General features: G+C 68.7%; 15 protein-coding genes and 1 tRNA gene. 8 read left to right on the top strand and 8 right to left on the bottom strand.

Going from position 1 to position 13,167, the window contains the following annotated elements; genetic code table 11:
- Window positions 1-35: 35 nt before the first annotated feature.
- Window positions 36-869 (bottom strand): alpha/beta hydrolase, encoded by an 834-nt coding sequence (locus AW272_RS00220; protein ID WP_066359854.1) that lies wholly within the window; start codon window positions 867-869, stop codon window positions 36-38.
- Between the two features lie 48 nt (window positions 870-917).
- The gene (locus tag AW272_RS00215; RefSeq protein WP_066359853.1) at window positions 918-1,688 is read right to left on the bottom strand and encodes an alpha/beta fold hydrolase; all 771 of its coding nucleotides are present in this window, start codon (window positions 1,686-1,688) and stop codon (window positions 918-920) included.
- A 102-nt stretch (window positions 1,689-1,790) separates the two neighbouring features.
- Between AW272_RS00215 and AW272_RS00210 the strand changes: the two genes are divergently transcribed.
- Window positions 1,791-2,621 (top strand): helix-turn-helix transcriptional regulator, encoded by an 831-nt coding sequence (locus AW272_RS00210; RefSeq protein ID WP_066359852.1) that lies wholly within the window; start codon window positions 1,791-1,793, stop codon window positions 2,619-2,621.
- Window positions 2,618-3,175 (top strand): GNAT family N-acetyltransferase, encoded by a 558-nt coding sequence (locus AW272_RS41595; protein WP_066359851.1) that lies wholly within the window; start codon window positions 2,618-2,620, stop codon window positions 3,173-3,175. Before AW272_RS00210 ends, AW272_RS41595 begins: the two co-directional genes overlap by 4 nt.
- A 6-nt stretch (window positions 3,176-3,181) precedes the next feature.
- Here AW272_RS41595 and AW272_RS00200 read toward each other — a convergent pair whose 3' ends face one another.
- Window positions 3,182-4,315 carry a glutathione-independent formaldehyde dehydrogenase gene (locus AW272_RS00200; RefSeq protein ID WP_066361153.1) on the bottom strand — a complete coding sequence of 378 codons (1,134 nt, stop codon included), beginning with the start codon at window positions 4,313-4,315 and terminating at the stop codon, window positions 3,182-3,184.
- 153 nt (window positions 4,316-4,468) lie between these two features.
- Here AW272_RS00200 and AW272_RS00195 point away from each other — a divergent pair, with 153 nt between their 5' ends.
- The 4 genes from AW272_RS00195 to AW272_RS00180 are packed head-to-tail and all read left to right on the top strand — an operon-like array spanning window position 4,469 to window position 8,351.
- Window positions 4,469-5,878, top strand: a complete 1,410-nt coding sequence (locus tag AW272_RS00195) for a serine hydrolase domain-containing protein (RefSeq protein ID WP_066359849.1) — start codon at window positions 4,469-4,471, stop codon at window positions 5,876-5,878.
- A 9-nt stretch (window positions 5,879-5,887) separates the two neighbouring features.
- Window positions 5,888-6,544, top strand: a complete 657-nt coding sequence (locus AW272_RS00190; protein ID WP_066359848.1) for a response regulator — start codon at window positions 5,888-5,890, stop codon at window positions 6,542-6,544.
- A gap of 4 nt (window positions 6,545-6,548) precedes the next feature.
- The gene (locus AW272_RS00185) at window positions 6,549-8,036 is read left to right on the top strand and encodes a sensor histidine kinase (protein WP_066359847.1); all 1,488 of its coding nucleotides are present in this window, start codon (window positions 6,549-6,551) and stop codon (window positions 8,034-8,036) included.
- 42 nt (window positions 8,037-8,078) lie between these two features.
- The gene (locus tag AW272_RS00180; protein WP_066359846.1) at window positions 8,079-8,351 is read left to right on the top strand and encodes a DUF6343 family protein; all 273 of its coding nucleotides are present in this window, start codon (window positions 8,079-8,081) and stop codon (window positions 8,349-8,351) included.
- Here the strand turns inward: AW272_RS00180 and AW272_RS00175 are convergent.
- Complete coding sequence (locus tag AW272_RS00175; RefSeq protein ID WP_066359845.1) at window positions 8,344-8,976, bottom strand: winged helix-turn-helix transcriptional regulator; 633 nt, start codon at window positions 8,974-8,976, stop codon at window positions 8,344-8,346. The two genes, AW272_RS00180 and AW272_RS00175, sit on opposite strands and share 8 nt — an antisense overlap.
- 60 nt (window positions 8,977-9,036) lie before the next feature.
- On the opposite strand from AW272_RS00175, the gene AW272_RS00170 reads away from it, so the two are divergent.
- Window positions 9,037-9,408 carry a VOC family protein gene (locus AW272_RS00170; RefSeq protein ID WP_066359844.1) on the top strand — a complete coding sequence of 124 codons (372 nt, stop codon included), beginning with the start codon at window positions 9,037-9,039 and terminating at the stop codon, window positions 9,406-9,408.
- 15 nt (window positions 9,409-9,423) lie between these two features.
- Here AW272_RS00170 and AW272_RS00165 read toward each other — a convergent pair whose 3' ends face one another.
- Together AW272_RS00165 and AW272_RS00160 are read right to left on the bottom strand one after the other, a co-directional pair.
- Window positions 9,424-9,840 (bottom strand): hypothetical protein, encoded by a 417-nt coding sequence (locus tag AW272_RS00165; protein WP_066359842.1) that lies wholly within the window; start codon window positions 9,838-9,840, stop codon window positions 9,424-9,426.
- A 140-nt stretch (window positions 9,841-9,980) separates the two neighbouring features.
- Window positions 9,981-10,580 carry a nucleoside deaminase gene (locus tag AW272_RS00160; protein ID WP_066359840.1) on the bottom strand — a complete coding sequence of 200 codons (600 nt, stop codon included), beginning with the start codon at window positions 10,578-10,580 and terminating at the stop codon, window positions 9,981-9,983.
- 681 nt (window positions 10,581-11,261) lie between these two features.
- Here AW272_RS00160 and AW272_RS00155 point away from each other — a divergent pair.
- Window positions 11,262-11,654, top strand: coding sequence for a DUF732 domain-containing protein (locus AW272_RS00155; RefSeq protein ID WP_066359838.1), 393 nt, complete (start codon window positions 11,262-11,264; stop codon window positions 11,652-11,654).
- Between the two features lie 503 nt (window positions 11,655-12,157).
- Here the strand turns inward: AW272_RS00155 and AW272_RS00150 are convergent.
- Window positions 12,158-12,231 (bottom strand) — tRNA-Ile (locus tag AW272_RS00150).
- An 82-nt stretch (window positions 12,232-12,313) separates the two neighbouring features.
- A complete protein-coding gene (locus tag AW272_RS44690; RefSeq protein WP_369408706.1) occupies window positions 12,314-13,126 on the bottom strand; it encodes a DUF3566 domain-containing protein in 813 nt (270 codons plus the stop codon).
- Window positions 13,127-13,167 lie beyond the last annotated feature (41 nt).

Genomic DNA, 13,167 nt, shown 5'->3' with positions numbered 1-13,167 from the left:
ACAGAACTGTCCGATCGGTCAGTTGTTCACACGGTTTATACAAAGCGCTGCACAAAGTTCAACGCGGTGTCGGCGACCTCACGCCAGCCGGAATCGATGGTGAGCGAGTGCCCCCGGTTCGGGATCTCGACGATCTCGGTGACGTGGTGCTCGTTCTTGTGCTGGATCTTGTACGACGCATTGGAGATCGCCCACGGCACCGTGTGGTCCTTCTCCCCCGACACGATCAGCATCGGCCCCCGGTTCTCGGCGTGGCTGTCGACCTTGACCTCACTCCACGGGTTGAAGTTGGCGATGGCCGCCTGGAACAGCGGGGCGCCAGGAGCCGCGACGGCGAACTCGTCGAACAGCTCGTGCGCCTCCTCTTCGGTGACGGCGTTCGCGAAGGCGTACCGGAACTGCTCATAAGTCAGCGGCACGGCCCGATGACGGTTCGCCGGGTTGCCCAGCACCGGCGCGGCCGACCGCAGCGACGAGAACGGCAGCGGCAGCACGCCCTGGAACGGCGCCGGGTCGATCGCCACCGAAGCGGCGGCCAGCCCGCGCCCGGCGAGGATCTGGGTGAGCAGCCCGCCGAACGAGTGCCCGATCACGACGGGCTTGCGGTCGAGCTTGCCGATCAGGTCGGCGAAGTGGTCGGCGACCTGCCCGACGGTCTTGTCGGCGAACACCTCGGGGTGCTCACGCGCCTCCTCGACGGTGTGCGGGTCATCCGGCCAGCCAGCGGTCACCGGCGCGAACCCGGCTTCGGCGAACACGGCCGCCCACCGATCCCAGCTACTCGGCAGCAACCACAATCCGTGCACGAACACCGCCGGGATCTTCCCGGTCGCGTTGGCCTGCTCGACGAGTTCAAGGTCGTGGCTCATGAGATCTGCCTTCCACTAAGTCGTACCTGAAACCGCAGCTTAAGCGGCTTAAGTGGAGAACTTGTGAACGAGTGTGACAATCTCGTCGGGCCGCTCGAAGACCACCACATGGCCGCTGTCGACCTCGGCGTAGGCGCTCCCCCGGATCGCGGCGTGCAACTCCCGGGAGTTCTCCACCGGAACCGTGCCGTCGTGGGCGCAGCCGACCACCAACGTCGCGGCCTCGATCCGCGGCAGCAGGGCCCGGACGTCGACCCGCGTGTTGAGATCCACCTGCCGGAGCACCCCCGGTGTCGGCCGGATGTTGGACACGAGCCTCTCGACCTCCGCCGGCCCGAGCCGCTCCAGGAACGTGCGGCTGAACCCGGTGACCGTGGCGACCCGGCCGAACGTCGCGGGGTCGCCGACGCTGCCCTGCCATACGAGCATCAGGTTGCGCAGATACTCGTCCGTGCGCCCGAACCCGGCGATCAGCACGAGCCCGCGCACCAGATCCGGATTCAGGGCCGCCACGGCGGCGGCCACCGGCGCGCCCAGCGAGAAGCCGACGAGGTCGGCCGGTTCACCCCCGAGATCCTCGATCACCGCCGCGACCTGCGCCGCGAGCGTCTCGACGGTGAGGGAAGCGCCGTCGTCCACCGCCCGCTCGCTCCCCGACAGGTCGGGCAGCACGACGGTCCTGCGATCGCTGAACCTCGTCGCGAGATGCCCCCAGGTGAGCTCGGCTCCGGCTCCCGTCCCGTGCACCAGCACGAGTGGCCGGCCTGTTCCTTCCGTCCTGTACGGAATGCGGGCGTTTCCTATGGTCACAGTCGTCATGACCGGGACGTTGCCATCCTTCGGCGGCGTTGAGGAGCTGACCGGCCTGCCTAGGATCGGCGACCCCAGGCTCACCGGCGGAGGGGCGGTCATGATGGAGACATGGCCATGAACCGGGACGAACTCGCCGACTTCCTGCGCCGTTCCCGCGCCCGGCTGCGGCCGTCCGAGGTGGGCCTGGCCGACGGCCCCCGGCGGCGCACCCCCGGACTGCGACGTGAGGAGGTCTCCCGCCTCGCGGACATGTCGGCCGACTACTACATGCGCCTGGAACAGGCCCGCAGCCCGCAGCCGTCGGCCCAGATCCTCGCCTCGCTCGCCCGCGCGCTGCGGCTGACCCGCGACGAACGCGACCACCTCTATCTGCTCGCCGGACAGCGCCCACCCGCGTCGGGATGCGCCGGCGACCGTGTGCGCCCCGGCCTGCTCCACCTCCTCGACCAGCTCAAGGAGACCCCCGCCCAGATCCTCGGCGACCTCGGCGACCTGCTCGCCCAGAACGCCATGGCCGAGGCCCTGTTCGGCTGCGTCTGCACCGTCGATCCCCCCGGCCGCAACATCGTCTGGCGCTGGTTCACCGACCCCGCCCAGCGAGCCGCCCACCCACCCGACGAGCAGGACCGCTACAGCCGCGTCCACGTCGCCGACCTGCGCGCCGCCGTCACCCGCCGCTCCGGCGACCCGGCCGCGCTCGACCTGGTCGCGCGCCTGCGCACCGCCAGCGCGGAGTTCGCCGACCTGTGGGAACTCCACGAGGTCGCGGTCCGCCGGGACAGCCGCATGCGCGTCATACATCCGGAGATCGGCCTGATCGAACTCGACTGCGAAACACTGCTCACTCCCGCCGACGACCAGCGCCTCCTGGTCTTCACCCCGCCCCGGGGCACCCGAAGCGCGGCCCACCTCGAACTGCTCCGCGTGGTGGGCCCGTGATCGCGGTCGTGCTCCGTCCCCTGGACGTCGGCGACCTCGATGCCCATATGGCGGGCGAGGACGAGCATCTGATCCGCTGGCTCCACGGCGGCCGGTCGACCCGTGAGGGCACCGCGGACTATCTCCGCCACTGCACGATCGAATGGCGGATCAAGGCGGCCCACCGCGCCTTCGGCATCCGGGCGGACGGCGAACTGGCCGGCACCCTCGACCTCCGCTTCGACGCGGACGAGGTCGCCATCGCCTACGGCCTCTATCCAGCCTGGCGCGGTCGCGGCCTGGCCACCCGTTCCGTGCTTCTCGCCTGCGCGTACGCCGCCTCCGAGGGCGCCCGGACAGCAGTAATCAAGGTCGAGCCCGCCAACACCGCGTCGTCGGCCGTGGCCCTGAGAGCGGGCTTCACCCTCACGGGAACGGTGGTCGAGAACGACACCACGTTCAGCCGCCACGTGCTCGACCTGACCCGTGACGGCGGGCCACCGGGAACGGCCGGTTGGCGCCGGGCGCGGAGCGGGCCGGAGACGGCGGGCGGGGCCGGCCAGGCGGAGCCGTAACAGATATCAGGGGTGCAAGACGACCTTGGTCCAGCCGTCGTCGCGGGCGTCGAAGTGCCGGTAGCCCTCCGGCCCCTCGGCCAGCGGCAGTTCGTGGGACACGATGAACGACGGCTTGGCCCTGCCGGTGTGGATCATGTTCCGCAGCTGCCGGTTGTACGCCTTCACGTTCGCCTGCCCGGTCCCCATCGACTGCCCCTTGAACCAGAAGTGCCCCATGTCGAACGGGATCTTCCCGGCCCGCGCGGCCTCGTCGGCGTTGCCCGGGTCGTCGGGCAGGAAGAGACCGACCACGCCGATGCCACCCGTGGGCCGCACCGACATGACGACGCTGTTCAGCGCCGCGTCGGAGTGCTCGTCCCCCTGCGGGTCGTGCGCCTGGTACCCCACGCACTCGCAGCCCCGGTCGGCCCCCTCACCGGCGGTGAGGTCGAGGATCTGCTCGACGGCCGACCCCTGGGAGTCGTCGATCGGGATGCACCCGATCGACTCGGCCACCCTGAGGCGGTCGGCCTGCCGGTCGACGACCATGACCTTGCTCGCACCCTTGAGCAGCGCGGAGTAGGCGGCCATCTGGCCGACGGGCCCGGCGCCGTAGACGACGCACGATTCGCCCGGACGCAGCCCCGCCAGCTCGGTGGCGTGCCACCCGGTGGGGAAGATGTCCGACAACATCACGTAGTCGTTCTCCTTCTCCCGCGCGTCGCCGGGCAGCCGCAGGCAGTTGAAGTCGCCGTACGGCACCCGGAGGAACTCGGCCTGCCCACCCTGGTAGGGCCCCATGCCGGCGTAGCCGTAGGCGGCCCCGGCGACGCCCGGGTTGACGGTCAGGCAGAAGCCGGTGAGCCCGTTCTCGCAGTTCTTGCAGTGCCCGCAGGCGATGTTGAACGGCAGGCACACCATGTCGCCCACCTTGATCCGGTCGACCGCCGACCCGACCTCGACGACCTCGCCCAGGTTCTCGTGACCGAGCACCCGCCCGGTCTCCATGCTGGTACGGCCTTCGTACATGTGCAGGTCAGAGCCGCAGATGTTGGCGGTGGTGACACGTACCAGGACGTCGGTGGGCCGTTCCAGGCGGGCGTCCGGGACGTCTTCGACGACGACTTCCCGGGGACCTTCGTACACGAGCGCCTTCATGATCACACCTCCGAATGTTCGTCCTGAGCCGCGATTCCCCTGATAAGCAGACAAATACCTCACGGGTAACCAAAGTTCACCTGACGAAAGTCAGATGAGGTCCATCCCATCGTCGGCAGAGCGGCCGCCCCACCCGCTCCTAGCGTTCTTCACATGCGAAGACTCGCGGCGATCGCCGCTCTGACCGGTGTCCTGCTCGCGGCGGGACCCGCGAGCGCAAGCGCCCCCGGGACCGGCGAACTGACCTCGGCGGCGGTCGACGGCTACATGCGCGGCTACATCGAGCGGACCCACCTGCCCGGCGCCCTGGTCGCGGTCACCAAAGGTGATCAGGTCGTCCACACCGCCGGATACGGCCACACGGCGGGCGGCGAGGCCATCACGAAGGACACCCCGATGCCGCTGGCGTCGCTGTCCAAGTCGCTCACGGCGCTGGCCGTTCTGCGGACCGGGATCGACATCGACGGCGCCGTCCAGAAGTACCTACCGGAGTTCACCATGGCCGACTCCCGGACCGGTCGGATCACCGTACGCGACCTGCTCAACCAGACCTCCGGCATGAGCGACCAGACCTTCCCCGAACTCACGCTCCCCGCCCCGGACACGCTCAAGGAAGCCGTCGCCATGCTGCGCACGGCTCCCCTGACCACCGAACCCGGCACGAAGGAGACTTACCACAACCCCAACTACGCCGTCGCGGCCCGGCTGGTCGAGGTGGTGACCGGGGTGCCGTTCGCCGACCACATGGCCGCCACCATCTTCGGGCCGCTCGGCATGACGTCCACGAAAACGGTGAACACCACGCTGGACCTCCCGGGCGCGGGCGAGGGCTACATCCGCGCCTACGGCCAGGTCATCAGGCGTTCTCACCCGAAGTGGTTCATCAACGGCTCCTTCGGCGTCGTCAGCACCGCCGCCGACATGGCCAGGTGGCTGATCACCCAGAACCGCTCCGGCGACGACGTCTTCTCCGACGAAACGATCGAGACCACCCACACCGCCTCCGGTGTCGGCGGCAGCAGCTACGCCATGGGTTGGAGGACCGGGAAGACCGCAGGGGGAGCACCCCGGCTCCGGCACACCGGCTGGCTGCTCACCCACAACTCCGCGCAGACCCTCCTACCCGCGAGCGGATACGGCATCGCCGTCGTCACCAACACCGGGATGATCTCCGGTGACGACGCCATGATCATCACCGACGCCCTGGTCGACATCCTCGAAGGCCGCCCCGACGAGGGCGCCGTCCCCTTCACCATGACGGTGGATCCCTGGCTGGCCGTGCTGACGCTGCTCAATCTCGGGCTCGGCCTCCTCGGCGTCTACCGTGCCCGCCGTTGGGCCGGCCGCCCATTGTGGCGCCTGATCCCCTACGCCCTGCCGATCGCGTTCTTCGCCGGTCTCGCCCAGGTGGCGGGCTACCTGCTGAACCGGGTGGGGACGCTGCACCAGATCACCTACGGCTGGCTCGCGGTCGTCATCTGGACCGGCACCGGCGCGCTGGCCGCCGCCGCCGTGGTGGTCGCCCGGCTCGTCCACACCATTAGCCTGAGACGCCACCGATAGGAGCGCGCGATGATCCGGGTGTTACTGGCAGACGACGAGGCACTGATGCGGGCCGGCCTGACCGCCATCCTCGGCACGGCCGGCGACATCGAGGTCGTCGCGGAGGCGGGCGACGGTCGCCAGGCTGTCGACCTGGCCCTGCGACACCGCCCGGACCTCTGCCTGCTCGACATCCGGATGCCGGTCCTCGACGGCCTCCGGGCGGCGGCGGAACTGCGCAGGGTCCTCCCCGAGGTCGCCGTCGTGATGCTCACGACCTTCTCCGAAGACGAGTACGTCACCGGCGCACTCGCCAACGGGGCATCCGGCTTCCTGCTCAAGTCCGGTGACCCACGCGAACTGATCATCGGCATCCGCGCCGTCGCCGAAGGCGGCGCGTATCTCTCCCCCGCCATCGCGCGACGCGTCATCACCCGCCTCGGCGCGGGGCCGCTGGGGAAGCAGGCCGTCGCCAACACCCGGGTGGCCGAGCTGACCGTCCGCGAACGCGACGTCCTCGCCCTGGTCGGCGCGGGCCTGTCCAACGCCGAGATCGCCCGCCGCCTGCACCTGGTCGAGGGCACGGTCAAGGGATACGTGAGCCAGATCCTCACCCGTCTCGACCTCAGGAACCGCGTCCAGGCCGCGATCCTCGCCTACGAGGCAGGTCTCGTACCCGAACAATAGGGTCATGCGGTTCTCTCGTCTCTTCGACGTCGGGCTGTGGCTGGTGGCCTGCGCCCCTCCGGTCGCGGCGGCGACCTCCCTGCACGGCCGCGAAGTGATCACAGCCGCGGTGAGCGTCCCACTGCTCGGCGCCGCCGTGGCGGTGAGCCGGAGGCGGCCGCTGGCGGCGCTGGCCGTGCCGGTTGCGCTGAGCCTGCTCCAGGACGTGCAAATGCTCACGCCCGTTTACTGGACGACACTGGTGATCTTCGCCTACCTGGCCGGTCACCGGACGACGGACTCCCGCCCGGCTGTGTGGTTCTTCGCCGCCGTCGCGGTGATCGGGCTGCCGCTGTCGGCGCTCGTCCTGCGCGACCTGTGGGGCTGGCCGACGCAGTTGCTGACACTCCTGCTCACCGTCGGCCTGCCCTGGCTGGCAGGCCGCTACCGCCGCCAATACGCCGAACTGGTCGGCACGGGGTGGCGCCTCGCCGCCCGGCTGGAACACGAGCAGCGTGCCGTCGCCGACCGCGCCCGCATCCGCGAGCGTGCCCGCATCGCCGGCGACATGCACGACTCCCTCGGCCACGAACTGACCCTGATCGCGGTACGCGCCGGCGCCCTGGAACTCGACCCCGCGCTGGACTCCCGGCAGCGTGCCGCCATCGGCGAACTGAGACAAGCCGCCGGAACCGCGACCGAACGCCTCCGCGACATCATCGGCGTCCTGCGCACCGACGACGAAGAGCCGATCTCGCCGGACGAGACCGCCGAATCCCTCGTCGAACGAGCCCGCGACTCCGGCATGATCGTCACCCTCGAACGCGTCGGCGATCCGGCCGGCCTGCCGCCCATGGTCGGTCTAGCCGTCCACCGCCTGCTCCAGGAAGCCCTGACGAACGCCGCCAAACACGCACCGGGTGCCGCCGTCCACACGCGGCTCGTACGGGACCAGACGACCCTGCGCCTCACCGTACTCAACGCCCCGGCGGCGGCGGCATCCCTGCCCGGCGTCGCCTCGGGCGGCTCCGGCCTGCTGGGCCTGGGGGAGCGGGTCCGCCTCGCGGGCGGCACCCTGCGCACCGGCCCGACCCCGGCCGGCGGCTTCGAACTCGTCGCCGACCTGCCCACCGTCGACGGCGCATCCCCACGGCCCAGCACCTCCAGCATGGAACTGGGCCGGGCCCGGCAGCAAGTGCGACGCCGCCTGCTGCACACCGTGGTGGTCCCGGTGGCGGTCCTGGCCGGGATCGTCCTGCTCACGATCCCCATCAGCGTGATCACCTCGTCGCTCTCGGTCCTGGACCGGACCTCGTACGAAAAACTGAAGGTGGGAGACACGGCCGCCCAGCTGCCCGCGTTCACCAGAGACGGCCCCCCGGACGACGTCCCGCCCCCGCCCGAGGGCCAAAACTGCGCTTACTACAACACGAAGACGGCCTCCTCCGAGGCCTACCGGTTGTGCTTCGTCGACGAGCGGCTCGTCTCCAAAACCGTCGTGGGACACGAATGAGGAATCGGGCATCTCTCGAAGGTTACCGGGAAGGGGGAGCCTATGAAACAGGAACATCCGAGAAGCGTTCGTGACAGGTTCTGGGACACCGTCTCACCCACATCGGAACGACCGGAGAGCCCGCTCACCCTGCGGATCGCCCTGGCCACCTTCGGATTGATCGTCTGCGCGGCCCTGGCCGTGGTGGCCTTCATGGCGGGTGTCCTGGCCCTGGGCATCATCCTGGCCGTTCTCGCGCTCATCGCGGTCGTCGACCTCGTCGCCGTGATCCGCCGCCGCCACAAGCGCGGCAACCGCCACTCCCTGTTCAGCTGACCCGCAGGAGCCGCCGGAGCACCGCCGGATCGCCGGTGACGACGGCGCTTCCGTCGTCCAGGGCCGCATCGAGCGCGCTCAGGTCGTCGAGCACGGCGTTCAGCGTCTTCGGGTCGGTGCGAAGCCCCGCATCCGGGTCAGCGATCTCACCGAGATCCACCCGCACCTGACCACCAGCGACCCGCACCGTCCACACCCGGTCGTCGAGCTCGATGCGACAGACGGTCGCGGGCGCGTCGGGATCGGGACGCGCGGCACCCCGCAGGAAGAGCATGACGGAGGTGGCGCTGAGCGTCGGCTCGGTCGGAGGCGGGAAGCCGAGCCCCCACCCGCCCAGGGCGAGCACGATCGGTTCCAGCTCCCGCCCCCGCTCGGTCAGTTCATACACCCACGAACTCGCCGGGGCCGCCAGCCTGCGACGTCGGAGCACCTCACGCCCCTCCAGCTCCCGGAGCCGGTCGGAGAGCAGGTTCGAACTCGCACCGGGCAGCGCCCGGCGCAGCTCGGTGAAACGCTGCGGCCCGAGGAGCAGCTCACGGACCACCAGCAGAGCCCACCGCTCCCCGACGGCGTCGAGAGCACGCGCTATCCCGCAGGCATCCCCATAACTGCGAGTCGTTGACATAGTTGCAAATAAACACTAGTTAGTTGTTTTTAACAACCAGACCAGAGTGGAGAGGCAGCCATGGGACAGCCAGTCGTGCACTTCGAGATCATCGGTACCGACCCGGCGAAGCTACGCGAGTACTACCGAGAGCTGTTCGGCTGGGAGTTCCAGCTAGGCGACACCGTCAGCCGGAACATCTCAGAACCAGGCATGTACGGCTTCATCAACGCCGCCACAACAGGTCTCAACGGCGGCATCGGCGGCGGCCCGGGCCACCGGCCGAGCGTGCTGTTCTACGTGGGCGTCCCCGATGTGGAAGCCGCACTGAAGAAAGCCGAAGCCCTCGGCGGAACCCGGCGAATGGGCCCCGACGGCACCCCGGGCACCCTCGTGGTCGGCCACTTCACCGACCCCGAGGGCAACCTCATAGGCGTAGCCGGCACGGCCTGATCGGGCGTCTAACGATTAACGGAAGTGCCAGCCACCCCAGCCGAACTTGTTGCCGTGGCCGTAGCCGCCGCGAACGCGGAAGTCATCGACGTTCTTGCCGAAGACGAGGTGCTTGCTGAAGAAGTCGTCCGACTTGTACCGCTTGTAGTGGGACCAGCGGCCGTTGTCCTTGTACCAGACGTCGAAGAAGCTGTAGTCCCGGTCGTCGTCGTCACGGTCCCAGATCTTGAAGTCGAGCCAGAAGCGCCCGTCCTTCTTCCCCCACCGGTAGTCGAAGCGCCCGTCGCCCCGCTCGAACCGGTCCCAGCTGGAGCCCGCCTGCGAAGCCGAGGCCGTGGTAGCCGACGCCGCAGCGGCCGGAACAACAGCAACCCCCGTGGCCACGACACCGGCCAGCACGGTTCCGAGGAGCAGCTTGCCAACCTTACGCACGATTTCCTCCGTTGAGTCGCTGTCCGGAAACCCCTGATTCGTTCTTGTTCCGGACGACGCTCAAGTTAGGCCCGGGGCCGACACCCTCTCTGCGCACAAGTACTCACAAATCGCCCAACGCGTACTACTGCACAAGCCCCTCAAATGACCTGGCCTCTACGGGCGTTGTAGACCACGGCGTCGTCGCGCTCCCCATAAGCGCGGAACACCTCGATGGCCTCCTCGCGCAACGGGCTGACCACGACCTCAATGCCACGAACGGCGAACTGGTCGACCCAGTCGGCGACCATCGGCCCCTCGTCGAACCCGGTCAGCTTCTCCAGCTCCGGCCCGTCGCCCGCGATGAGCAGCCGTCGGACACCAGACCACATCGTGGCGCCGTAACACATGACGCACGGCCGCCAGTTGACGACCAGCTCCAGGTCGGGCAGGTCCGGACCGCCCAGATCCCAGGCCCCGAGCCGGTCCTGGGCGAGGGAAAGCGCGGTGACCTCGGCGTGAGTCGACGACAACCCAGACGCCAGCACGACATTGACCCCCGCAGAAACGAGCCGGCCGGTAGCCGACTCGACGACCAGGGCGGCGAAGGGCCCGCCGGTGTTCTCCCGGTGGTTACGGTCGGCGAGCCGGTTGGTCAGGCGGATGCGATCGTCGTCGGTCGGGAGGGTCTGCGGGAGGTCGGCGAGCTCGGCGATGAACCAGCCGGGCAGGCTCGCGCCGAAGGAGGTGGAAAGAGTCATCGTTACTCCGTGAATCAGGGCAGTGAAGAGACGCGCAGGCCACAGCGATAGGCGGGCCCTCGGAAAGGTGCACCACAACCTGCGCGGTGAACGGCGAACCGCTGAATTCCCGGCGGGAACCGCCTGCCCGCGCTACGGCGGGATATTCCAGTCGCGAGGTAGGCCTGACGGGGAAGCTTCGCGAGGACTGATGAGTCGTCAGACCCGCGCATCCTCCGACGCCGCTCTCCACCCGCGCGCGACCCGGCCGCGCGTCCAGGCGGACTGGTGAACACGGAGCCGAGCAGACGGACGACCATCACCATCCACAGTGGAGAGACTCACCGCATGTGGCCCCGGCACCCCAGCTGCGACGGCCTCCTCCAACCACCAAACGAACAGAGAGAAACCATTCGGATCTCTGCCCAGCAAGCGATGCAGATCATGGCGGCGACGCGTCGGGCCCTGGTTGCACACGGTTCTGGGCGATGGCTCCGAGGACGGCGGTCGGCAAGCTCAGCCTTGTCGGCTAGTTGACGGACATGGGCAAGGCCGACAGTCAAACATCGGGTACGGCGGAACGATCGTCCTGAGCCGTGACCTGGCGGGCACCGCGTCGGCCTGCACAGCAGGCGCGAAAGGCCCAATGGCGCGTCGGTAACCATAGAAGCCAGCGCCCTCTCGGCCCATATCGTCGTCCGCATGAGATCCCTCGCCTTGGTCGGCCTCTTAGCTGTCGTGCTCGCGGCAGGGTGCGGCACGGTCACGGAACCTGCTGCGGCACCTTCGGACGCGATCGCATCGGCCGAGGCCGACATTGGAATCCCGCCCGCACCGGATACCGACACGCAGGCGAAGTTCATCGCTGCGCTGGAAGCCATCGATCCGGACATCGTCCACGGCGACGAGGAGAAGGCCGTGGACCGGGCCCGGAACCAGTGCAGCTCGGTCAAGGAGAACCCCGACGAGAAGGCCCAGCTGGTGAAGCTTACGAACCAGCGGTTCAGCTCTCCCGACCATCCGGAAGGGTTTGGCACGGCGAAGGCGACTCGGATTCTGACGGCTGTCCGGAAGCACATTTGTCCGTCCTTCTGACCGGTGCGAGCCGGACGATCTCGACGTCGAACAGTGCGACAGCAAAGCGCGAAACGCCCCACCAAACGGCGGGGCGCTCTTTGTCGGGCGAACCAGCTCTCAGCCGATACTCCCCGGACACCAACTCCCGACCGCGATTATGCGTTCCGCGTGGATCTAGGTGGGCTAGTCATGACTTCACGAACCACATCGATCTTGAGCAATCGGGCAGCCAGCAGAAGTCGAGTGGCCAGCCAGGCGAAGCCGTAACAGAAAAGGAAGCTAATTCCCCCCGAGCGAAGCGAGGCTTTCCAGAGAGCGCGAGGGGCGGAGCCCTTCGCAAGAGAGCGAAGCGACCCGGAGCGACAGCGACGCAAGGACGCAAAGCGGCCAGGGGAAGCGCGAGGGGGCGAAGCCCTCTCGCATCGGGGGGCTCGGGGGGTCGTCCCCCCGTATAAACGAGGAAGGAGACCCGCGGAAGGTGGCCCAAAGGCCACCAACCACAGGTCTCCCATCTCCGAACGTGGGGCTACCAGGACTTGAACCTGGGACCTCTTCCTTATCAGGGAAGCGCTCTAACCGTCTGAGCTATAGCCCCTCGTAAACCGGCTTTCGCGCGGCGACGAGGTAAAGCTTACCGTGTTCCGCGGTGTGGTCGCACCGCGGAATCACGTCTACAGCTACTCGGCTTCGGAGAAGGTCACTTCGACGCCGCCGACCAGGTCAGCGCTCAGGTTGTAGATCACAGCGCCGAGGGTCGAGAGCGCGGTGATGAGCACCACGTTCACGGCCCCGAGCAGAGCCGTGTATCCGAGAATCCGCACCGGCTCGAACCAGGTCGCGATGTTGAACGAGGCCGCGGCCCCGCCCTCGCCCTGCGTCAGCTGGTTGACCGCCTGCACGAACGCGTCGAACACGCCCATGGCCGACAGCACCCCGTAGAGCACCGCCACGGCCACGAACAGCACGACGAAGCACACCAGCGACACCACGAAGCTGAACTTCATGGCCGACCACGGCTCGACGCGCCGCAGCACCAGGTGGGCCTTGCGCGGCGCCCGTCCGGAGGAGTCCTTCGGAGCGGACGTGGAAAGGACGGGGCGCTCAGCCGCGGCCTGCTCCACCGACGACCGGGACGTGGTCACGATCGGCTCGGGAGCCGAGACCGGCGTGGGCAGGCGGGGCGCCTTGAAGGCGGCCGTCGGCTCATCACTGGCCGTGCGGTTCTGGTCGCCGTTGGGCGACTGTGGCCGCGACCACGGTTTGTTGTCGCTGCCCGACGTGGGGCGGATGCGAAGAGTGGAGTCGTCGGTCTTGGGGTCGTCTTTGGGCTGATCCCGAGCGCTCTGAGGCGCCCTGGGAGTCTCCTTCTTCTGAGGAGGGCCCTGACTCGGTCCCTGGGCCGGCCCGGGGGCCGGTGGTCCGGCCGCAGCCTTGGGAGTTTCAGCCGTGTCGTTCTCGCCGTCGATCCGGGCGGATACCCCGTCACGCATCGACGAGGCAGCCGAGGTAGACGCCGGTTTCTTGGCCGCCC

Source organism: Herbidospora mongoliensis, assembly GCF_001570545.1.
Lineage (GTDB): Bacteria > Actinomycetota > Actinomycetes > Streptosporangiales > Streptosporangiaceae > Herbidospora > Herbidospora mongoliensis.
The sequence above is the reverse complement of the archived record's forward strand: the minus strand, read 5'-3'. Positions and strand labels throughout refer to the sequence as shown.